Here is a 22038-nt window from a genome sequence, read left to right as displayed (position 1 = left end):
TTAAGTCCTTCGAACATCAAAGGTGCGTATCATGACGGATAAAGAGATATCGGCCGTAGATGCCGACAGCGAACATCAGCGGCTGGCCGACCTTGCGGAGCTTGGCGATATCGATCTCTCGCAATACGCGCCGGGAACCTTCGGCTGCCACGAGGCCATGCACACGGCGTCGGTCATGCTCGACATGACCGACGATCAGCTGCTGCTGCATCCGGCAATCCTCGCCAATCCCGACTTCTACCGCCTCGCCGGCGAAGTTCATGAAGCGCTCTTTGCGCTTTATCAGGCTATCGGCGAAAAACATCTGGCGGATTGATCATATTGCGTTGCCGTCAGGCAACGCGGAACCGACCCTAGAGCCGGATGATTTTAGGTCTGCTCGACCTAAAATCTGAATCCGCTCTAGAATCAAAGAAGTAGAGCGTGATGTCGTCCGAAAACCGCCTACACTTTTCGGCATCACGCTCTAGTCAGTTCGTGACGGGCGACCGGCGGTCGGCAGCACCCGTCATGGTCGGGTCCAATCCCGGTGACTGGCTCTTTCCCTTGCCGCCGGCGTCGGCACCGATGAACTCGCCATTTTCATTATAACCGGGCTGCACATTGCCGGTCGTCTTGGGCTCCGGCGGCGATTTGGCATCGTGGCTCTCCGCCTGCTTTGCGGCGGCCTTCTCTTCCGCCGCGATCGCCGCTTTCATCTTGTCCTTCTTGGCGTCACCGCCATTATCCGCCGTCAGCGCATTGTCGCAGTCGGTCAGATCCTTCAATCCGGCAATCGCCGCGTCGATATCCTGCGGCAGCATGGTGATCTGCTCGCCATAGAAGAGGCCGGCATTGCTCGCGCCGCCGTCGTAGTAGCGCGCCGTCAGAGGCGCCTCGGCGCTGCCGTCGACAAGCCGGTCCGGATGCGCCACGTAGACGACGTCAGCCCCCAGAGCCCGTCCGCGCAGGTCGGAACGCAATATCGGCCCGTTTTCGTCGAGAACTACAACCTGAACGAGATCCGGCTTCTGCTCCTGATAGACGGCCTTGGCAACCCGGAGCGCCGTCCTGACCCGCGTCAGCCCGTCGGTCGGCTCGGTGCGAATATATTTGCGAATCCAGAAACGATTATCCTTGCGGATGGTCACGAGGTTCACATCCGTGCACTGAAGCCCGTTAGCGGAAGCCGTCGCGATACCGAGAAGCCTGTCCTTGCCGATATAAAGCGCAAAAACGCCGGAGCAGCCCACGAGAAGGGCCACTCCGCCGATCATGACGACAAACTTCCGGGGAACCCGGAAAATGTGCAGTAAGGCGCTCACGCCAACTGCTCCAGCATAGACCACTCCAAGCCGACAAAAATGATCAACCCTCACGTTAGGGAATTGGCGTTTCGGAATACTTAAAACAGTGGTGAAACTTGTGTCGTCTGCGGCATCGTTACCAAAAAAGGTCCAAACTTTCACAGCCATGACGAGCGCTTGCCTTCCATGCGGCGGACATGCTCTAACCAACACATGGCCTTCACCTTGAGACAGCTGCAATACTTCGTCGCCGTGGCGGAACAGGGCTCGGTGACGCGCGCCGCACAGAACCTGTCGATCTCGCAATCCTCGGTCACCGAAGCCCTCAAGGAACTCGAAAGCGACCTTGGCGTCGAACTGTTCGAGCGCCATCCGCGTGGCCTCACCATCACCCATAACGGCCACCAGTTCCTGCGCCATGCCACCAAGATACTGGCGACCGTTTCCGATGCGCGCACCAGCTTTTCCGGCAAGCAGAACGAGTCCGGCGGCACGCTGAATATCGGCGTGACCTCGCTCGTCGCCGGCTATGTGCTGTCCGATCTTCTGGCGCGCTATCGCCGCGCCTGCCCCGGAGTCGAGGTCAGCGCCATCGAGGACAATGGCGGCTATCTGGAACATCTTCTGGTTGGCGGCGAACTCGACGTCGCTGTCATGGTCATTTCCAATCTGCGCGACCGCATGGCGCTGCAGGCGGAGATTCTGGAAACCTCGCCCTATCGCCTCTGGCTGCCGATGGGCCACCCCCTCGTCTCGGCCGACATCATCAGCGTCGCCGATATCAGCCGCGAGCCGCTGATCATGCTGACCATCGACGAGATCGAGGAAAATACCGGCAAGCTTTTGACGGCACTCGGCGCCCGCCCGCATGTGGCCTTCCGTACCCGCTCGGTCGAGGCGGTACGCAGCCTGGTCGCGACCGGCGCGGGCGTCGCGCTGCTGCCGGATCTCGTCTATCGGCCGTGGTCGCTGGAAGGCGACCGCATCGAAAGCCGCGACGTCTCCGGCTCGCTGCCGGTCGTGCAGGTCGGCATGGTCTGGCGCAAGGGATCGAGCTTGCCTCAGGCTGCTCGCGACTTCGTCGGCGTTGCCGAAAGCATGCGTACGGGGCGACAGCGGTAGCAAAGGCTACCATCTGACGCCTCGCGCCGAATACAACCTTAGATTTTTAAGCGGGAAGGAGCCAGACATGAAGACCGCCATCATATTTGACTGCGAATTCCTTTGCCTTGAAGGGTCGCAACGCCGATCCTGGTGCGCCGCCCACGATCCCGATCCGGTCATCGCGCAAATTGGCGCCGTCAAGCTTGGCCTCGATGGTGATTTCCCGATCCTGGGTACTTACAAGGTCTATGTTCGCCCCGTCGACAGGTTTGGCGATCACTATGAACTCGATCCATTCTTCACCACCCTCACCGGCATCACTGAGGAAAACTTAAGATCTGAGGGCGTTTCCTTGCAGGATGCACTCAACGGCCTGGATCGCTTCTCGGACGGCTCTCGCTTCTGGTCCTGGGGCAAGGACGAGCTGAATATGATGGCAATCAGCTGCTATATCGCGGGCATCCAGCCCTCAATCCCCGCGCATCGTTTCGACAATGCCGTGAAGCTCCTGCTCGCGGCGGGCATGCCGATCGAGGATCTGGGGAGAACGCCGAGCAACGAGCTTGCGAACTACTATGGCGTGCAGCATCCACCGCTCCGCGGCCATGATGCGCTTGATGACGCGCTTTCTCTTTCCTACACACTGCAGCATCTTATGAAGGCGGGACATTTGCAGCCTGAAGTCTTCGAGTCGACGCGCGCACAAGAGTAGGAATCGGAATTTCCGATATCGACTTTCTGATAAATGAATTTGCGAATGCGGCAAAATCGCGTCACCTTTTCTTCCGGGAACAGGAAGCCAGCCACTGGCTCCACAATATCAAGGCTCAAAAACCGGGAGAGTCCGATGAAGCATCTGCTGAAATCATGCACGGCCGCACTCGCATGCTTAAGTTTCGCCACGCAGGTCATTGCCGCTGAGCCGCTGAAGACGCTCGGCAAGGGTGAAGGCGCCGTCAGCATCGTCGCATGGGCCGGCTATATCGAGCGCGGCGAAAGCGACAAGAATTACGACTGGGTCACGGGCTTCGAGAAGGAAACCGGCTGCAAGGTCAGCGTCAAGACCGCGGCGACATCGGACGAAATGGTCGCGCTGATGAACGAGGGCGGCTTCGACCTCGTCACCGCCTCTGGTGACGCATCGCTGCGTCTCGTCGCCGGCAAGCGCGTCCAGCCGATCAATACCGATCTGATCCCCAGTTGGAAGAACCTCGACGACCGGCTGAAAAATGCCCCCTGGCATACCGTCAATGGCGTCCACTACGGCGTTCCCTATCTCTGGGGACCGAACGTGCTGATGTACAACACCGACGCCTTCAAGGGTCAGGCACCGAAGAGCTGGAATGTCGTCTTCGAGGAAATGACCCTGCCCGACGGCAAGTCCAACAAGGGCCGCGTGCAGGCCTATGACGGCCCGATCTACATTGCCGATGCCGCTCTGTACCTCATGGCGCACAAGCCCGAACTCGGCATCAAGGACCCTTACGAACTCAACGAAGACCAATACAAGGCGGCACTCGACCTCCTGCGCGGCCAGCGCAAGCTTGTCAGCCGCTACTGGCATGATGCGATGATCCAGACGGACGACTTCAAGAACGAAGGCGTGGTCGCCTCCGGTTCCTGGCCGTTCCAGGTGAACCTGCTGCAGTCCGACAAGCAGAAGATCGCCTCCACCTTCCCGGACGAGGGAACGACGGGCTGGGCCGATACCACCATGCTGCATGCCGACAGCGAGCATCCGAACTGCGCCTATATGTGGATGGAGCACTCTCTACAGGCCAAGGTTCAGGGTGACGCCGCCGCCTGGTTCGGCGCCGTGCCTTCCGTTCCGGCTGCCTGCAAGGGCAATGAACTCCTGACCGACAGCGGTTGCGCCACCAATGGCTATGACCACTTCGACAAGATTCGCTTCTGGAAGACGCCAGTCGCCAAATGCACGAGCCAGAGCGAATGCGTGCCCTATCACCGCTGGGTCTCCGACTATATCGGCGTGATCGGCGGCAGATAGCCAGCCGCATCGGCCTTCGCCGCTCCGCGAAAATGGAGCGGCGATCCCGCCGGCAGTTAAATGCCGGCGCTTGCCGCAAACCAGATCCCGATCCGATCCGGTCCGGCTGACCAACATCAAACATTCTGCTTATCCCTGGAGAAACCAATGAACGCCGTTCGTTTCCAGCAGGTGTCGCGCCATTTCGGCCAGGTCCGCGCTGTGGACCGCGTCGATCTGGAAATCGCGCCCGGCGAATTCTTCGCCATGCTCGGCCCCTCCGGCTCCGGCAAGACCACCTGCCTCAGGCTGATTGCCGGCTTCGAGCAGCCCACCGGCGGCCACATCGAAATCTTCGGCGAGACTGCCGAGGGCGTCCCGCCCTATAGGCGCAACGTCAACACGGTCTTCCAGGATTATGCGCTGTTTCCGCATCTCAACATCCTCGACAATGTCGCTTACGGGCTGATGGTCAAAGGCGTCGGCAAGGCCGAGCGGCTGCGTGCCGCCGAACAGGCGCTGGAGCTGGTGAAGCTGCCGGGCTATGGCGCCCGCCGCCCCGGCCAGCTTTCCGGCGGCCAGCGCCAGCGCGTGGCGCTCGCCCGTGCCCTGGTCAACAAGCCGAAAGTGCTGCTGCTCGACGAACCGCTCGGTGCGCTCGACCTGAAGCTGCGCGAGCAGATGCAGGAGGAGCTGAAAAGCCTGCAGCGCGCCCTCGGCATCACCTTCGTCTTTGTCACCCACGATCAGGGCGAGGCCCTGTCCATGGCCGACCGCGTCGCCGTCTTCAACGATGGAGGCATCGTCCAGCAGGGCACGCCGCATGATATCTATCAGCGGCCGAAAACCCGCTTCGTCGCCGATTTCGTCGGCTCCTCCAACGTCATTGCTCCGGAAGTCATGTCGTCGCTCGGCGGCGAGCGCCGCTGGGCCAGTCTCCGCCCCGAAGCGATCCGTGTCACCGCGGAAAGCGGCGTGACGGCGACGGTAAAGGCGACAAGCTTTCTCGGTGCTGCCACCCGCCTCTCGGTGGAGGCAAATGGCGCACGCCTGCATGTGACCGTGCCTGCTGGACAATCGGCCCCGGATACCGGCGCCTCCGTCCGCCTCGCCTGGCTGGCGGCTGATGTGCACTACATGGATGACGCCGCATGAACGCCGCCGCCTTCCCTGCTTCGGCGCAAAAAGCGCCGGCCTCGATCCTGCCGCGCCGTGGCGGCGTCTTCGGCCGCCTCTCCGATCTCTTCTGGCGCCGCCCGAAACTGCTGCTGTTCCTGATGCTGACGCCGCCGCTGCTCTGGCTTGGCATTATCTATATCGGCTCGCTGATCGCGCTTTTGCTGCAGAGCTTCTTCTCGATCGATGACTTCTCGGGAATGGTGAACTACCAGTTCACGCTCTCGACCTATGCGCAGCTGCTGAACTCAGCCAATTTCGATATCATCGTGCGCACGGTGGTCATGGCTGCTCTCGTCACCTTGGCCTCCGCCTTCGTCGCCTTCCCCATCGCCTATTATGCCGCGCGCCATGCGCAGGGAAAATGGAAGGCGCTGTTCTATCTCGGCGTCATGCTGCCGCTCTGGTCGAGCTATCTGGTCAAGGTCTATGCCTGGAAGCTGATCCTCGCCAAGGAAGGCATCCTCACCTGGATCTTCGACAAGCTGCACCTCGGCTGGCTGCTCGATGGCGTACTTGCCCTGCCCGTCATCGGCGGCAACTCGCTCTCGGTCAGCTATATCGGCACCTTCCTTGTCTTCGTCTATATCTGGCTGCCCTACATGATCCTGCCGACGCAGGCAGCGCTTGAGCGCGTGCCGGGAAACCTGCTCGAAGCCTCCTCCGATCTCGGCGCAACGCCGAACCAGACCTTCCGCACGGTGCTGCTGCCGCTCGCTTTGCCTGGCGTCGTCGCCGGCTCGATCTTCACCTTCTCGCTGACGCTGGGCGACTACATCATCCCGCAGATCATCGGCTCCTCGCGCCTCTTCATCGGCCAGGCCGTCTACACGCAGCAGGGAACCGCCGGCAACGTGCCGCTGGCCGCCGCCTTCTCGGTCGTGCCGATCGTCATCATGGCCATCTATCTCTGGATCGCCAAGAAACAGGGAGCTTTCGATGCGCTCTGATCGTGGCCAACGCGCCTCCTTCCCCCTAAAGACAGCCGCCGCCGGCGGCCTGCTCTTCCTGCATCTGCCGATCCTCTTGATCTTCGTCTATGCCTTCACGACGGAGGAAAAGAGCTATCAGTGGCCGCCGCCGGGCCTCACCCTGCAATGGTTCGGCATCGCGTGGAACAGGCCTGATGTCTGGTCGGCGCTGGCGCTGTCGGTTCAGGTCGCGACCATCGCAACCGCGATCGCATTGCTGCTCGGCACGCTCTGCGCCGCCGCCGTCAGCCAGACGAAATTCTTCGGCCGCGAGGCGATCTCGCTGCTGGTCATCCTGCCGATCGCGCTTCCCGGCATCATCACCGGCATCGCGCTGCGCTCCGCCTTCAGCCTGTTCGATATCCCCTTCTCGGTCTGGACGATCGTTCTCGGCCATGCCACCTTCTGCGTCGTGGTTGTCTATAACAATGCCGTCGCCCGTTTCCGTCGCACCTCCGGCTCGCTCATCGAGGCGTCGATGGATCTCGGCGCCGATGGCTTCCAGACCTTCCGCCACGTCGTCCTGCCGAACATTGGCACCGCACTGCTTGCCGGCGGCATGCTTGCCTTCGCGCTGTCCTTCGACGAAGTCATCGTCACCACCTTCACCGGCGGCCAGCAGATGACCCTACCGATCTGGATGCTGGAGGAACTCATCCGTCCGCGCCAGCGACCCGTGACAAACGTCGTCGCCATGGTCGTCGTGCTCGTCACCTTCCTGCCGATCCTGGCAGCCTACTATCTTACCCGCGACGGCGATCAGATCGCCGGCGGCGGCAAATGAAAGGGAGAGAATAATGGATACCCAAATGCTGATCGGCTCCCGCTTCGAGGCCGGCACGGAAACGGAAGAGCGCGTCCTCAACCCGAAGACGGGCGAGACGGTGCTTAACCTGCCCGAGGCCTCCCTCGGCCAGATCGACGCCGCCGTCGACGCTGCGGAAAAGGCCTTCACGAGCTGGTCGCAGACGACACCAAGCCAGCGCTCGGCCTATCTCCTCAAGATCGCCGACGCCATCGAGCGGGATGCCGAAGGCTTCGCGGCGCTGGAGGCGCTAAACTGCGGCAAGCCGATCAATGCCGTGCTCAATGATGAGATCCCGGCGATCGTCGACTGCTATCGCTTCTTTGCCGGTGCAGTGCGCAACCTGCACGGCCCGGTCGCCGGCGAATATCTGCCCGGCCATACCTCGATGATCCGCCGCGACCCGATCGGCATCGTCGGCTCGATCGCACCCTGGAACTATCCGCTGATGATGATGGCCTGGAAGCTGGCGCCCGCCATTGCCGGCGGCAACACGGTCGTCTTCAAGCCCTCCGAGCAAACGCCGCTGACGGCGCTGAAGATGGCGAAGCTACTGGCGGATGTCCTGCCGGAAGGCGTCGTCAACGTCATCCTCGGCCGTGGCGAGAGTGTCGGCAACGCATTGATCAACCACCCAAAGATCGGCATGGTCTCCATCACAGGCGATGTCGCGACCGGCAAGAAGGTCCTGCAGGCCGCAGCCAAGACGGTGAAGCGCACGCATCTCGAACTCGGCGGCAAGGCCCCGGTCATCGTCTTCGACGATGCCGATATCGATGCCGTCGTGTCCGGCATCCGCACCTTCGGCTATTACAATGCCGGCCAGGACTGCACCGCCGCCTGCCGCATCTATGCCGACGCCAAGGTCTACGACAATTTCGTCGCCGACCTCACCTCGGCCGTATCGAGCATCAAGTTCAACCTTGCCGACGACACCGAAAACGAAATCGGCCCGCTGATCTCCAAGCGCCAGCGCGACCGCGTCGAAAGCTTCGTCACCCGCGCCGCCGAACACAAGCACATGGAGATCACCACGGGTGGCAAGATCTCCGGCGAACGCGGCTTCTTCTATGCGCCGACCATCGTCGCCGGCGCGACGCAGGACGACGAGATCGTGCGCCGCGAAGTCTTCGGCCCGGTCGTCTCCGTAACGCGCTTCACCAACCCCGACGATGCCGTCACCTGGGCCAATGACAGCGACTATGGCCTTGCATCCTCGGTCTGGACCAAGGACATCAGCCGCGGCATGCAGACGGCCGCCCGCCTGCAATACGGCTGCACCTGGATCAATACGCATTTCATGCTGGTCAACGAAATGCCGCATGGCGGCCTGAAGCAATCCGGCTACGGCAAGGATATGTCAGTCTACGCTATCGAAGATTATACGGCCGTGCGGCATGTGATGATCAATCACGGGTGATATGGGGATGGGGCGTAGACCGGCCTTCTTGAGTTGAGGTGCCGCTATGCCCCCTCTGTCACTGCGTGACATCTCCCCCACGAGGGGGGAGATCGTTGGGAGAACGCCGCCCATTCTGTAAAAGACAACGAGCCTTGATTTCAGCAGACGCAATGCTCGCTTGGATACGAGAGGTCATTGCGGTTTACCAATCTCCCCCTTGTGGGGGAGATGTCGTGAAGTGACAGAGGGGGTCCACAATTCTGGAGCCTTCACCAAAACCAAACCGCCTTCGGAACAATTCACCCTCCTTCCGCGTCTTTAGAAAGTACAACGCAGAGGAGATTGCTAATGCTGAAGTGGGCTCTCATTTTCTTTGTAATTTCGCTGATCAGCGGCTTTTTCGGCTTTTCAGGCGTATCAGCCGCGACGGCAACCATTGCGCGCGTTCTCTTCGCCATCTTCCTGATCATCTTCCTGGTGTTCCTGATCCTGGCCGTCATGGCCGGCAATGCGGTAGTCTAGCAATATAAGCCGCGACCATCGAAGGGGCGGGCCTAGATCAGGCTCGCCCCGACGTTTATGGCAAGCGCCAGGATGGTCGTATTGAACAGGAACGACAGGATCGCATGCAGAAGCGCCAGCTTACGCATGGAGACGGTGGAAATGCCGATATCGGCGGTCTGTGCCGCAACGCCGATGGTGAAGGAGAAATAGAGGAAGTCCCAATAGATCGGCTCCTCCACCGGTTCGGCGAATTTCAGCCCCTGCCCCTTGCCCGGCGTGCTGTAGAAGCGGTGCGCATAGTGAATGGTGAACAGCGTGTGCAGGAAGGTCCATGAGATCAGGATCGTCACGATCGCCATCATCACGCGGAAAAAGGCGACTTCCGGCGAGGCATCCTTGACCCCAAGCAGATCGAGCGCAATGCCGCCGATGCTCGCAAGCGCCGCAGCGATCGACAGGAACAGCAGAAACCCGTCCGAAAAATCGAGATCGGCGGAGCGCTTGCGGATACGCTGCGCATCGGCCGTCAGCATTCGAATAAGGCTGTAGACGATGAAGACGACCGCGGTCGTATCCCAGGCGATCAGCAGATTGCCGGCGTTGAAGGCGCGCGAGGTCAGAAGCAGGAAGACGGCGACACCGGCGAGCACGGAAAGCACGATGACATGATGCTTGCGCCACAAGACCCGCCATCTGGAATAACGCAATTGTCCATGCACATCCATGCCGCTCTCCCAATCGCAAATCGCTCGTCGGAAACCGACTCGCTGACGAGAGTGGCAAATAAGAAGAGGCCCCGCAATACGGAGCCTCCGATCGATAAAATGAAGCCTCAGGCCGTCCAGCCGCCATCGATGACGTGAATCTGGCCGGTCGTAAAGCCCGCTTCGTCGCCGGCGAGATAGGTCACAAGAGCGGCGATCTCTTCAGCCGTCGCGATCCGGCCCATCGGCTGACGGGCAATGAAGTCCTTCATTGCCTTGTCGTAGTCGCCGGTTGCCCTGAGCCGCTCATGCAGCGAGGGGCTGTCGACCGTGCCGGGGCAAATGGCGTTGGCGCGAATACCCTTGGCGACGAAATCGGCGGCGATCGATTTGGTAAGCCCGATCACGGCGGCCTTGGAGGCGCAATAAGCGAAGCGATTGGGCACGCCTTTCACGCTGGAAGCGACCGACGACATGTTGACGATCGAGCCCTTGCCCTTTTCCAGCATGCCCGGCAGGAAGGCGCGGCAGGTCGTGTACATGGCCTTGGCATTGAGGTTGAAGGAAAAATCCCAGTCCTTCTCTTCGCAGTCGAGGATGGTGCCGGCATGGACGAAGCCGGCGCAGTTGAAGAGCACATCGATCGGGCCAAGCTCTTCCGCGTAGGCCTTGACCGCGGCACCGTCGAGCACGTTCAGCACATGCTTGGTGGCGCCATCCAGCGTCGAGAGCGTCTGCTCGTTGATGTCGGTGGCGTAGACATGCGCGCCAAGCGAGATGAAACGCTCCGCCGATGCCCGGCCGATGCCCTGCCCCGCCGCCGTAATGACGACCTTCTTGCCTTCCAGCCCGTGACCCATAATCCTGATCCTTTCCTCGGGAACCATGATCCCATCCATCCCGGCCGCATGGCCAGCAACTTGGACAAGATCATGCAATAACAATCGGTTGGCGCAGCCTCGCGCTTATGCCTCGAAGGACTGCGCGAAGCGGCGGTTCAGCCTGTCGATGAGGACTGTATGCCGCTCGCCGGTGCGCAGTCCATCGCTAATCACCTCGGATGCGTCGCTTTGAAAAGCCATGTAGCCGTCATGCCGGGGCCGCACATAGGCGCCCTCCAAGGTGGCGCGCGTGTTGCGATAAAAGTCGAGCGCCGGCGCATTGACCGCATCGCTGACCCACGCCTCGGCATGACCAGGCTGCCCGTTTCCACTTGCATAAATGCCCGCCTGCACCGGCCCGCCCGCGATCCAGCGCGCAAAGGCCTTCGCCTCTTCCGGGGCCTGCGTGCGTGCCGAAACGGCAATGCCTGTGCCGCCCAGCGCCGAGCCGTTCGGTGCGCGGCCATCGATCACAGGCATGTCCGCAAAGGCGATCCGCACCGGCCTGAAGCCCGCGAAGGAATAATTGACGTAACCATAGATGAAGGGCGACGCGACATAGGGGCTGTCCATCTGCGCCATCAGGTCAAGCACGGCGATCGGGTCCATCTCGTAGCAGCGAACATCCATTCCAGCGACGAGCCGAGCCATCCAGTCGAGCACCGCTTCGCCATCGGCCTTCGCGATGAAGTCGGGACCTTCGATGCTACAGGGCGCACCAAGATGCGCGGCAAGCGTGATGAAGGTCATCAACGAGTGCGGCGGCCGCATCGGCAGGATCGCCTTGCCTTCCCTGGCAAGCGTGACGAACTCTGAGAGATCCTTGACCGGCGCGTTCAGGCGATCGGGCCTGTAGGCCTGCACCTGCGTCGCCGCATCGAGCGGAAACGCCCACTGGCGTCCCTGCCAATTGTAGCTCGGATAGGAGCGCCCGACGGTGCCGGCTGCAATCGCCGCAACTTCATCGGCATGAGCAGCATCATCGAGCGGCAACAGGCAGTTCTCACGCGTGATCTGTCCAACATGCGGGTGATCGATGACGATGAGATCGTATTGGGCAGCAAGTTCCTCCACCGGAAAGGTCTCGAAATCCTGCAGCGACCGCTTCTCCCAGCTGATCTCGACGCCGGTCTTTTCCTGCCATTGCTTCGAGCAGGCGATCATCGGATCGTAGCCGCGCGGATGCGACCAGGTCATTCCCTTAAGCTTTACCATCATGCCTTCCCCGCAGCCGGTTTGCGCTCAACGACCAGGATATGATCGGCCGCGAGCACGACTTCATCGCGTTGATTCAACACCTCACAGCGTTCGACAACGCGGCCGGCTGCCGGGCGCTTCGGATCATCCTCTTTCGCCGAAATGGTAACGCGCGTGCGGATCGTGTCGCCGATATGCACCGGACGGACGAAACGAAGCCGATCATAGCCATAGGAGAAGGCAACGGGATTGATGAGCGAGGCCGTGAGCCCGACGCCGATGGCAAAGATCATGGTGCCATGCGCGATGCGCTGGCCGCCGGGCAAGGTCTTGGCGAATTCCGCGTCCATATGATGCGGGAAGAAATCGCCGGTATGGCCAGCATGAACGACGAAATCGGTCTCGGTAATCGTCCGTCCCGTGGTCACTCTGACATGACCGAGTTCATAGTCTTCGAAATAGATGATTTGTTCTGCCATTCCTCAAGCCTTTGGAAGTTCTGCAATCGGCGTCGCAGGCGCGGCGCTCGACCGATAGGCGGCCTCGACGAGGGCCATGGTCTGCCAGGCGTCCTCGACGGAGCCGACCAGCTCCTGATCCTCGCCGGATGCGAAGCGTTGCAGGTTGGCCATGCGATTGACGAAGGCGTCCGGGAACCAGGAACCCTCGAGCTTCACCTCAACCCAATCGCTGCCACCCTCGGGGCGGATCCACAACTCGTCCGGCTCACCGCGCGGATAATCAAGATTGACGCCGAGCTTGATGTAGGCCGCGCCCTTGGTACCGGCGATGCGAAACTCGCAGGCCTGGAACTTGCGGCCGAAGTCATGGTCGTGATTGACCGAGAGCACGCAGCGGACCTTGTCGCCATAATCGAGGATCGCCGCCGTCCGCGTCTGCGCGACGTCATGGTTGGGATGGCCGATGGTCTTGGCGTGGACGCCTTGCGGATTGCCGAGCAGTCCGCGAATGAAATCGAGATAGTGGATCGAGTGCATGGCGATCTCGATCCGCGGCAGGCCTTTCAGGAAGGGCCACAGACCCCAGGGCGTGGCGAGCGCCAGCCATGCATCGAAATCGACGACATCTCCGAGATAGCCCTTGTTCACGGCATCGTAGAGCGCCAGCATCATCGGCGCGAAACGGAGCTGGAAATTGACCGCCGCCTTGATGTCACGCTCGCGGCAGACCCGCAGAATGTCGGAGGCGCCATTAAGATCGCTGCCCATCGGCTTCTGGATCAGCGCGAAGGAACCGCGCGGCAGCTTCGACAAGATTAGCGCATGGGCCGCCGGCGGCGTCGCGAGATCGAAAATAGCACCTTCTATGGCAAGCGCTTCTGCCTCGGAGGCGAAAGTACGGATGCCCCATTGAGCGGCGAGCGCCGCCGCTTTCTCGGCATTCGGATCGTAAAGACCCGCAACCGGAAAACCGCCTTGCCTGTACGCCGGCAGATGGGCGTCACCGACGATGCTGCCGGCGCCGAAGATCACGATCGGACGCGGCTTTGACGGCTTCGGCCACCATTGACGGAGGGATTTGGGATCGAAACTCATTGCACCCTCCCCTTGAGGGGGAGGGTCGGACCAAAGGTCCGGGGCGGGGTGATCCCTCCTCGTGCAAAAACAGCAGCACTACGCGCCCGGAGCATCACCCCCACCCGCGCATTCCGCACGACCTCCCCCCTCAAGGGGGAGGTGACCGCTTCGCGGTCTGTCCCACTCCAAGCCCTAATCATGATGAAACACCTCCTCCATCATGGCCCACCATTCACCCTGCTTGCGGGTCTCGAGCGGCTTCTGACACGGGATACAGACCGACCACCATTCCTGGTTCTTCGGGCTCGCGGCCATCTTTCGCATATCGGCCGCGAAATCCGTGCCGACATATTCCCAATAGCCGAAGAGCAGATTTTCCGGCTCCTTCAGGAAGATCGAATAGTTGGTGACGTTGCATTCGGAGATCAGCGCCAGGATCTCGGGCCAGACGGCCGCATGAAGCGCCTTGTATTCAGCGATCTTGGCCGGCTCCAGACCGATCACCATTCCCATCCGCTGCATGGCCCGTTCCTCCTCAGCCGTGGATTTCCCGGGTGAATTCGCCGATCGAACGCGCCTTCACCGCTTCCCAATCCCACTCGATGCCGATGCCGGGCTCGGAAGGCGCCAGCGCCTTGCCGTCGACGATTTCCATGCCCTTCGTCGTCAGATCGTCGAGCTGCGGAATGTATTCGACATATTTGCCGTTCGGCACAGCGCAGGTGAGGCTGACATGCAGCTCCATCAGGAAGTGCGGGCAGACCGGAATATCGAAGGCCTCGGCAGCATGCGCCACCTTCAGCCAGGGTGTAATGCCGCCGATGCGGGCAACATCCACCTGCACGATCGAGCAGGCACCCTTCTGCATATATTCACGGAAATGCCGGACCGAATACATGGATTCGCCAACCGCGATCGGCGTCGGCGTCGATCGGGTCAACCGGATATGGGCGTCGAGATCATCAGCCGGCAGCGGCTCCTCGATCCAGGCAAGGTCGAGTTCCTTCAATCGAGCCGCGCGGCGGATCGCCTCGTCGACGGTGAAGCCCTGATTGCAGTCGGTCATGATCTCGAAACCAGACCCAAGTGCCAGACGCATTGCGGCCAATCGGTCGTAATCTTCCGAACCGTGCGGCTTGCCTATCTTTACCTTCGAGCCGGAAAAACCCTTGGCCTTCGCCTGCAGAGCGTCTTCAACGAGGGCTTCCTTCTCGATATGAAGCCAGCCGCCCTCGGTCGTGTAAAGCGGGCAGCGATCCTTGGCGCCGCCGGCAAGCTTCCAGAGCGGCAGGTTCTGCTTCTTCGCCCGCAGGTCCCAAAGTGCGGTGTCGACCGCCGCAAGTGCCAGCGCCGTGATGGGACCGATGGTCGTGGCGTGGGTTGCGAATTCCATTTTGTGCCAGATGGCCTCGATGCAATCGGCATCCTCACCGATCAAAAGCGGCACCAGATGGTCGGAGAGCAACCGCATGACGGAAGAACCGCCGGTGCCGATCGTATAGCTGTAGCCGGTGCCGACAGCGCCGTCGCTGTCGGTGATGGTGACGATCGGCGTTTCCTGGCTGACGAAGCTCTGGATCGCGTCCGTCCGCTTCACCTTCGGCGGCAGGTCGACCATCCGCAGTTCTATTTTCTCGATACGTGCCATGGGAGCTATTCCTTAGATTGCCAGGCTCTTGCCGGTTTCGACGGAGAAGAGGTGTGCCTGACTAAGGTCGAAGCTCATCTTCAGCTGTTCGCCGCTCTTCAGCGCACGCGGATTGAGCATGCGTGTCACCCATTCGCGGCCGGCAAACTCAATGAAAACGAGCGTTTCGTTGCCGAGCGGCTCGGTGATAGCGACGGGTAGGGTCAGCTCGTAGACGGCGGCTTCCGCGCCCGAGTGCAGACCGTGGCCGGTCGGGAAGATATCGTCCGGTCTGAGGCCGAACGCGACCTTCTCACCTTCCTTGACCTTGCCTGCAAACTGGCTCGGCAGCGGCAGACGGTCGCCATTCGTGAAGACCAGCTCGCCCGCTTTCAGCGTCGCCTCTTCGATGTTCATCGGAGGCGATCCGATGAAGCCGGCAACGAAGCGCGTGGCAGGCCGCTTGAACACTTCGTCCGGTGTGCCGACCTGCTCGATATAACCATCGCGCATGATGACGATGCGGTCGGCCAGCGTCATGGCCTCGACCTGGTCGTGCGTCACATAGACGACAGTCGACTGCACCTTGGCATGCAGCTTCTTGATCTCGGTGCGCATCTGCGTGCGCAGCTTGGCGTCGAGGTTCGACAGCGGCTCGTCGAAGAGGAAGACTTCCGGCTGGCGGACGATCGCACGACCCATGGCGACGCGCTGGCGCTGACCGCCGGAAAGCTGTGCCGGGCGCCGATCCATCAGAGCTTCGAGGCTCAAAATGGCAGCTGCCTCGTTGACGCGCTTGTCGATTTCCGCCTGCGGTTGCTTGGCGATCTTCAGCGAGAAGCCCATGTTCTCGCGCACCGTCATATGCGGATAGAGCGCATAGGACTGGAACACCATGGAGATGTTGCGATCGCGTGGCGGCAGGTCGTTGACGACGGTATCGCCGATCTCGATCGTGCCGCCGGAGACATCCTCCAGGCCGGCGATCATACGCAGCGTTGTCGACTTGCCACAGCCGGACGGCCCGACGAGCGCGATGAACTCCTTGTCGGCGATATCGAGATCGATGCCGTGGACGATTTCCAGAGCGCCGTAGCGCTTGACGAGTTTTTTAAGAGAAACCTGAGCCATGAGGGATCAACCTTTGACCGCACCGAATGTCAGACCCGACACCAGATGCTTCTGAATGATGAAAGTGAGAGCGAGCGCCGGAATGATCATCACGACCGCAAGCGCGCACATGCCGCGCCAGTCGATGGTGAACTCGGCCGTGTAATCGAGCAGGCCGACGGGCAGCGTCTTGGAATCGACGGAGCGCGTCAGCTGCGATGCCAGGGCGTACTCGTTCCAGCAGGTGAGGAAGGCGAAGATGCCGGCGGATGCGATCCCAGGACCGGCAAGCGGGAATTCCACCTGCCAGAAAGCCTGCCAGCGCGTGCAGCCGTCGATCTGCGCGGCTTCGGCAAGATCCTTAGGAACCTGCCGGAAGAAGCCGTCGATCAGCCAGATCGTGAAAGGCACGTTCAGCGCGACATAGGTGAGGATCAGGCCGAAATGCGTGTCGATGATCCCAAGCCGCGCATAGACCATGAAGAGCGGCAGTGAAAGGGCAACCCCGGGTACGGAGCGCGTCAGCATCAGCCCGAGGAACACGGCCGATTTGCCGCGGAACCGGAAGCGGGCGAAGGCATAGCCGCCGGACATGCCGATGACGAGCGCAATCGCGGTCGAGGTGATGGAGATGATCAGCGAATTGCGGAAATAATCCCAGACGGGAATGCCGCCTTGCCCGACGCCGCTGAACATGGAGCGATAGGCTTCCAGCGAAAGCTCCTGCGGAATCCAGACCGCGGGCTTCGCCATGATTTCGACGGTCGGGCGCAGCGAGCTGATGATGATCCACAAGCCGGGCAGGCAGATGATGAGCATCGCGAGGAAGAGGCCGATGAGATAGGCGACCTTCCAGAGGCGGCGATGCAGGCGTTGTTGAGCGTTGCGATCCATGATTACCACTCCGCTCCGATCTGGGTGCGGGCAAGCGCCAGCTTACGGAAGAAATAGACTGTGAAGGCGATCGAAAGAATGATCGAGACATAGGCCATGGCGTTGGCAAGCCCCATCTGCGCATCGGCATAAGCGGTGCGTCCGACCAGCGTCCAGATCAGCTCCGTGCGCCGCGCTGGCCCGCCATCCGTCATGATCTTGACGATGTCGTAAGCGCGGGCGACGTCGAGCGAGCGGATCGTCATGGCAATGAAGGCAAAGGGCATCAGGAACGGCCAGGTGACATAGCGGAAGGTCTGCCAGCTGGTGCAGCCATCAACCTTCGCGGCCTCCACCGGCTCCTGCGGCATGGCGAGCAGACCCGCAAGGATGAGGATCGCGAAGACCGAGGTCGAAGACCAGACTTCGGCGATAACGATGGACAGCAGCGCCAGATTGCCGTCGATGAGCCACGGTATGGCATCATTGGTAATGCCCAGCGACTGCAGCGCATTGTTGATGATACCGACATTGTCGTTGAACATGAACTTGAACTGGAAGCCGACGAGCACAGGCGAAAACATCATCGGGAACATCATCAGCGTGCGCAGAATGCGCTTGCCGTGGGTCGCCTTGTTGACCAGTAGCGCCAATCCCAGACCGAGCAGCATTTCCAGATTGAGGGCGATCGTCAGCAAAACGACGGTGCGTACAAAAGCAGCCAGGAACACCGGATCGGTCAGGATGCGCATGTAGTTGCGCAGACCGATGAAGGTGAAGAGCGTGGCTGGCCGCGTCAGGCGGAACGGCGTGAAACTGGAATAGAAGGACAGAAGCAGCGGAAACAGCACCACGGCCGCAAGGACGATAATCGCCGGAAGGAGAAGCAGGACCGGTGGAGATATTCTTTTAGGCATGGTTTGCACCTGTCGGCATTCCTCGGCAGCGTGGCCCGGACTGCGTGGAATGAATTGCATAAGGACGAGACCCGGCACGAAACCGGCAGGCACAGAGCGGCGCCTCGCGGCGGTGATCGAAAACGATCTCGAAATCAGACTGCGGAAATCCCGCGCTGCTGAAAGCGCGGGATTTCGATTGCATCGCTTACAGCGCGCCGGCGTCCTTCAGCACATCGGTTGCCTTCTGGGCAGCCGTGTCGAGTGCTTCCTTGGAGCTCTTGTCGCCGAGGATGGCAGCCTGAAGCTCGGGATAGACGACGTTGGAAATCTCGATCCACTGCGGCGTGCGCGGAACCGGGAAAGCGTACTTCATGGCTTCCTGGAAGGTGCTCAGCACTTCCTTCTTGTAGGGGTCGGAAGCAGCCTGCTGGATATCCCAATCCCAAACAGCCTTGCGGGTCGGCAACGTGCCGTTGGCGGCCTCAAGCTTCTGCGAGTCGTCATTCGTCAGGAATAGCACGAGCGAAGCGGCAGCATCCTTGTGAGCGCAGGCCTCGGTGACCGAAAAGCCGTGGTGGCCGGACCAGCCGGTGTGCTTGCCGGACGAGCCGACAGGCTGCACGACGACGCCGACATTACCGGCAACCTTCGAGGACTTCGGATCGTTGAAGTAAGTCGCCCAGCCCGGCCAGTCGAGATCGAGCGCAATGGAGCCCGATGCAAAGCCTGCGCCGAGATCGTCCCAAAGATAGTTGGTCACGCCTGCGGGAACAGCCTTGGCCTTGTACATGTTGACGAACCAGTCGAGCGCACGCACGCCGGCTTCGGAGTTGAAGGCCGGCTTGCCGTCCTTGTCGAGATATTCGCCGCCTTCGGCGACCAGCATTTCATAGAAGCGGCCGTTGATGGCCTCTTCCTTGCCGGGGAACTGCGTGCCGAAGAAATTCGGCGGATTGGCGAAGAAGATCGATTGGTCGGACACTTCCTTCCAGGTCTTCGGCGGTGCCAGATCGTAGCCGTACTTGGCCTTGAAGGCCGTCTTCTTGGCTTCGTCGTTATAGAGGCTCTTCTGATAATAGAGCGCCGAGACGTCGAACTGGGCGCGCGGCAGCATGATCAGACGGCCATCGATCGTCGATGCCTGAATGGTCGACTCGACATACTTGTCGATTTCTTCCTTGGGCAGAAGCTTGGAGAGATCGGTGTAGAGATCGGGGTATTGGGGCGCGAAAGACGAATGGTTCGAGCCCACGCACCAGGAGATGCTGCCCGAGGCCATGTCCGACTTGATTTCCTTGTCGAGCTCGAAGTGGTTCTTCTTGGAGAGAATGTTGACCTTGGCGCCCGTCTCCTTCTCCCACTCGGCAATGCGCGCATAAAGCGGCTCATATTGCTGACCGCCGATGAGCTTGGCGTCGATCGTCACGCCCGGAAACTTGCCCGGCTGATCGGCGGCAAAGACCGAAGTGCTCGCAAGCAATGCCATCATGCCGGCAGCAACACCGGCCCTCCAATTCCTCATCGAACTTCCTCCCTTGAGATCGGACCCCTTGCCCGATTGCCCTCTAGACCCAAATATGGATCAATGATTTATAAGTAAACATCTTATTCATTGACCGTCAAGCCGTGATCGCGCGCTTGTAAAATGCCTTCATTCATATATGAATGACGATTCATGTTTCTTCGCATGGGGGACTTGTTGATGAGCATAGAAGACGACAGTGACCGCTACCGCGCGCCGGCCCTGGACAAGGGGCTCGATATATTGGAGTTGCTGGCAACGATCGATGGCGGACTGACGCAGGCCGAAATCGCCAAGGCGCTCAACAAGAGCCCAAATGAATTCTATCGCATGCTCGATCGCCTCGTGCGGCGCGGCTATGTGCAGCGGCAGGACGGCGACCGCTTCTATCTGACGCTGAAGCTCTTCGGCCTAGCGCATTACCATGCGCCGGTGCGCCGCCTTGTCTCCTTCGCAACGCCGCTGATGCGCGAATTCTCCAACCGCGCCGAGCAGGCCTGCCATCTGGCGATCTATGACCGCGGCTCGGTCGTCGTCATCGCCCAGCAGGATTCGCCGACCTATTGGGGCATCTCGATCCGCGTCGGCGCCCAGATCAATCTCTACAATACTGGCTCCGGCCACATTCTTCTGGCATTCAAGGATGCAAAGCAGCGCCAGATGATGATCAACGAGCAGAGGCGCCAGGAGCAGGATGCGGAGGAGCCGCCGACCGATCTCGAGGAAAAGCTCTCGGCAATCCGCGACAAGGGCTTCGAAACCATGAACAGCCTGCAAACGAGCGGGGTCTACAACATTTCCGCGCCCGTGCTGGCCATGGATGGCAACGCGCTCGCGGCGCTCACCTGCCCCTATATCGAGCCTGTGAACCCGAAGGCGCCGACGCGCGAGCAGGTCGTCGAATATGCACGGGAAGCGGCGAAACTGATCTCCGAAACCGTGGCCGGCACGATCGAAAAAGCCGAGTTATAATTTTTATTTGAATAAACTATTCTTCTGTGAGTATATGTTGAGTAAGCAGGTATGGGAGGAACGCCATGCTTTTCGACAGCCACTTGCACATCGTCGACCGAAAAAAGCTTGCCTATCCATGGCTGGCTGACGCCGGCGCGCTTAATCGCGACAGCCTTTACGAAGACTATGCGCGCGAAGCCAGGCGGCTTGAGATCACCGACACGCTTCACATGGAAGTCGATGTCGCCGAATGCGACATCGAAAGGGAAACCGATTACGTCAGAGGCCTGAGCCGCGAGCCCGGCAGCCTTCTGCGCGGCGCCATCGCGGCATGCCGCCCCGAAAGCGCGGACTTTCCCGCCTATCTCGACCGCGTGCTCGCCGACCCCTTCGTCAAGGGCTTCCGCCGGGTGCTGCACGTCGTGCCCGATAATGTCTCCGAGGGCGCGCTGTTTCGCGAGAACCTGAAGCGGCTCGGCAACACGCGGCTCACCTTCGATCTCTGCGTCTTGCCGCACCAGATATCCAAGGCAATCGCGCTCGCCGACCTCAATCCGAATGCCCGCTTCATCCTCGACCATTGCGGCGTGCCGGCCGTGAAGGATGGCTTAAGCGAGAGCTGGGCGGCAGGGATCAAGGAGGTCGCCAAGCGGCCGAATGTCACCGTGAAGATCTCCGGTGTCGTCGCCTATGCCGATCCCGACAGCTGGTCGCCGGAAACGCTGCGCCCCTTCGTCGAGCACTGCATTACGAGCTTCGGCTGGGATCGCGTCATCTGGGGCAGCGACTGGCCAGTCTGCACGCTTGGCGGCAATCTCTCCACCTGGGTCGCCGCCACCCACGCGCTGATGCAAGGCGTAAGTGCCGACGAACGCAACAGCCTCTATCACCTCAATGCCAAGCGCCTCTGGTCTCTCTGAGACCGGGCGCGTTTTCACCGAAAGACAATGCCATGACCGCCACTGTCGGCGTATCCAGCACCCATCCGAAAACCATGCCGGCCGATCATGCCGAGATTCCCGTCTGGAACTCGGAGAACTGGTTCTACGAGGACTTCGAAGTCGACCACAAGATCCGCTCTCTGCGTCGCACGATCTCGGAAGGCGAATCCCAGCAGTTCAACGCGCTGGTGCTCGACATGCACCCCTATGTCAGCGACCAGATCTTCGCCGAAACCGAAGGCCTGTTCGGCAAGCGGCTCGTTGCCGGCGCCTTCGTCTTTTCCGCCGGTCTCGGGCTCGTCGCCACGAATTGCGTCAATGCCTTTTCCTATGGTTACGACAAGCTGCGCTTCATCAAGCCCACCTTCATCGGCGACACCATCTATACGATCCGCACCAATCTGGACAAGCAGCCGAAATATGCCGAACTCGGCCTGATCCGCTCCTCCTACGAAGTCTTCAAGGGCGAAGGCGAGCTGGTGCTCTATTGCGAGCATATCCAGACGGTGCGCTACAAGAACGGCCGGCCGGCGGATGCGCCGCCGCTGAAGGTCTGA

General features: G+C 60.7%; 24 protein-coding genes. 12 read left to right on the top strand and 12 right to left on the bottom strand.

The annotated features are described in order from the left end of the window. The first annotated feature begins 31 nt into the window (after window positions 1–31). Complete coding sequence (locus BJ928_RS10750; RefSeq protein ID WP_047628936.1) at window positions 32–316, top strand: hypothetical protein; 285 nt, start codon at window positions 32–34, stop codon at window positions 314–316. Window positions 317–470: 154 nt separating this feature from the next. Here BJ928_RS10750 and BJ928_RS10745 read toward each other — a convergent pair whose 3' ends face one another. After that, a complete protein-coding gene (locus tag BJ928_RS10745; RefSeq protein ID WP_047628935.1) occupies window positions 471–1304 on the bottom strand; it encodes a hypothetical protein in 834 nt (277 codons plus the stop codon). Between the two features lie 195 nt (window positions 1305–1499). Here BJ928_RS10745 and BJ928_RS10740 point away from each other — a divergent pair, with 195 nt between their 5' ends. The 8 genes from BJ928_RS10740 to BJ928_RS10705 all read left to right on the top strand — a co-directional run bounded on the left by BJ928_RS10740 (window position 1500) and on the right by BJ928_RS10705 (window position 9253). Next, window positions 1500–2408 (top strand): LysR family transcriptional regulator, encoded by a 909-nt coding sequence (locus BJ928_RS10740; RefSeq protein WP_047628934.1) that lies wholly within the window; start codon window positions 1500–1502, stop codon window positions 2406–2408. A gap of 67 nt (window positions 2409–2475) precedes the next feature. Beyond that, window positions 2476–3102: a 3'-5' exonuclease gene (locus BJ928_RS10735; protein ID WP_047628933.1), complete on the top strand. Its 627-nt coding sequence runs from the start codon at window positions 2476–2478 to the stop codon at window positions 3100–3102. A gap of 135 nt (window positions 3103–3237) precedes the next feature. Continuing rightward, a complete protein-coding gene (locus BJ928_RS10730; protein ID WP_047628932.1) occupies window positions 3238–4398 on the top strand; it encodes an ABC transporter substrate-binding protein in 1161 nt (386 codons plus the stop codon). Window positions 4399–4545: 147 nt separating this feature from the next. Then, the gene (locus BJ928_RS10725; protein WP_047628931.1) at window positions 4546–5532 is read left to right on the top strand and encodes an ABC transporter ATP-binding protein; all 987 of its coding nucleotides are present in this window, start codon (window positions 4546–4548) and stop codon (window positions 5530–5532) included. After that, entirely contained in the window at window positions 5529–6503 is a 975-nt protein-coding gene (locus tag BJ928_RS10720; protein WP_047628930.1) for an ABC transporter permease, read from the top strand. The genes BJ928_RS10725 and BJ928_RS10720 overlap by 4 nt, the downstream gene beginning before the upstream one ends. Beyond that, the gene (locus BJ928_RS10715; RefSeq protein WP_047628929.1) at window positions 6493–7308 is read left to right on the top strand and encodes an ABC transporter permease; all 816 of its coding nucleotides are present in this window, start codon (window positions 6493–6495) and stop codon (window positions 7306–7308) included. The genes BJ928_RS10720 and BJ928_RS10715 overlap by 11 nt, the downstream gene beginning before the upstream one ends. Window positions 7309–7321: 13 nt before the next feature. After that, window positions 7322–8749, top strand: a complete 1428-nt coding sequence (locus BJ928_RS10710; RefSeq protein WP_047628928.1) for a gamma-aminobutyraldehyde dehydrogenase — start codon at window positions 7322–7324, stop codon at window positions 8747–8749. 330 nt (window positions 8750–9079) lie between these two features. Beyond that, a complete protein-coding gene (locus tag BJ928_RS10705) occupies window positions 9080–9253 on the top strand; it encodes a DUF1328 domain-containing protein (RefSeq protein ID WP_015341190.1) in 174 nt (57 codons plus the stop codon). 32 nt (window positions 9254–9285) lie between these two features. On the opposite strand, the gene BJ928_RS10700 is transcribed toward BJ928_RS10705, so the two are convergent. The 11 genes from BJ928_RS10700 to BJ928_RS10650 form a co-directional block, all read right to left on the bottom strand. Continuing rightward, window positions 9286–9960, bottom strand: coding sequence for a DUF1345 domain-containing protein (locus tag BJ928_RS10700; protein WP_047628927.1), 675 nt, complete (start codon window positions 9958–9960; stop codon window positions 9286–9288). Window positions 9961–10067: 107 nt separating this feature from the next. Beyond that, window positions 10068–10799 carry an SDR family oxidoreductase gene (locus tag BJ928_RS10695; protein WP_047628926.1) on the bottom strand — a complete coding sequence of 244 codons (732 nt, stop codon included), beginning with the start codon at window positions 10797–10799 and terminating at the stop codon, window positions 10068–10070. A 105-nt stretch (window positions 10800–10904) separates the two neighbouring features. Then, complete coding sequence (locus tag BJ928_RS10690) at window positions 10905–12038, bottom strand: extracellular solute-binding protein (RefSeq protein WP_047628925.1); 1134 nt, start codon at window positions 12036–12038, stop codon at window positions 10905–10907. Beyond that, window positions 12035–12496 carry a MaoC/PaaZ C-terminal domain-containing protein gene (locus BJ928_RS10685; protein WP_047628924.1) on the bottom strand — a complete coding sequence of 154 codons (462 nt, stop codon included), beginning with the start codon at window positions 12494–12496 and terminating at the stop codon, window positions 12035–12037. Before BJ928_RS10685 ends, BJ928_RS10690 begins: the two co-directional genes overlap by 4 nt. A 3-nt stretch (window positions 12497–12499) precedes the next feature. After that, window positions 12500–13573, bottom strand: a complete 1074-nt coding sequence (locus tag BJ928_RS10680; protein ID WP_047628923.1) for a Gfo/Idh/MocA family oxidoreductase — start codon at window positions 13571–13573, stop codon at window positions 12500–12502. Between the two features lie 174 nt (window positions 13574–13747). Beyond that, entirely contained in the window at window positions 13748–14077 is a 330-nt protein-coding gene (locus tag BJ928_RS10675; protein WP_047628922.1) for an L-rhamnose mutarotase, read from the bottom strand. A 13-nt stretch (window positions 14078–14090) separates the two neighbouring features. After that, on the bottom strand, window positions 14091–15203 hold the full coding sequence (locus BJ928_RS10670; RefSeq protein WP_047628921.1) for a mandelate racemase/muconate lactonizing enzyme family protein: 1113 nt from the start codon (window positions 15201–15203) through the stop codon (window positions 14091–14093). 12 nt (window positions 15204–15215) lie between these two features. Continuing rightward, entirely contained in the window at window positions 15216–16313 is a 1098-nt protein-coding gene (gene ugpC, locus BJ928_RS10665) for a sn-glycerol-3-phosphate ABC transporter ATP-binding protein UgpC (RefSeq protein WP_047628920.1), read from the bottom strand. 6 nt (window positions 16314–16319) lie between these two features. Continuing rightward, window positions 16320–17186: a carbohydrate ABC transporter permease gene (locus BJ928_RS10660; RefSeq protein ID WP_047628919.1), complete on the bottom strand. Its 867-nt coding sequence runs from the start codon at window positions 17184–17186 to the stop codon at window positions 16320–16322. Between the two features lie 2 nt (window positions 17187–17188). Further along, window positions 17189–18082, bottom strand: a complete 894-nt coding sequence (locus tag BJ928_RS10655; protein ID WP_047629490.1) for a sugar ABC transporter permease — start codon at window positions 18080–18082, stop codon at window positions 17189–17191. Between the two features lie 187 nt (window positions 18083–18269). Then, on the bottom strand, window positions 18270–19586 hold the full coding sequence (locus BJ928_RS10650; RefSeq protein ID WP_047628918.1) for an extracellular solute-binding protein: 1317 nt from the start codon (window positions 19584–19586) through the stop codon (window positions 18270–18272). Window positions 19587–19766: 180 nt separating this feature from the next. Here BJ928_RS10650 and BJ928_RS10645 point away from each other — a divergent pair, with 180 nt between their 5' ends. From BJ928_RS10645 to BJ928_RS10635, 3 genes are all read left to right on the top strand, one after another. Beyond that, complete coding sequence (locus tag BJ928_RS10645; protein WP_047629489.1) at window positions 19767–20558, top strand: IclR family transcriptional regulator; 792 nt, start codon at window positions 19767–19769, stop codon at window positions 20556–20558. 65 nt (window positions 20559–20623) lie between these two features. Continuing rightward, on the top strand, window positions 20624–21460 hold the full coding sequence (locus tag BJ928_RS10640; RefSeq protein ID WP_047628917.1) for an amidohydrolase: 837 nt from the start codon (window positions 20624–20626) through the stop codon (window positions 21458–21460). Window positions 21461–21492: 32 nt separating this feature from the next. Next, window positions 21493–22038 carry a MaoC family dehydratase gene (locus BJ928_RS10635; protein ID WP_047628916.1) on the top strand — a complete coding sequence of 182 codons (546 nt, stop codon included), beginning with the start codon at window positions 21493–21495 and terminating at the stop codon, window positions 22036–22038.

The organism is Rhizobium sp. WW_1 (assembly GCF_003610155.1).
GTDB lineage: Bacteria > Pseudomonadota > Alphaproteobacteria > Rhizobiales > Rhizobiaceae > Rhizobium > Rhizobium tropici_A.
This window is presented reverse-complemented; position numbering and strand designations above follow the sequence as displayed.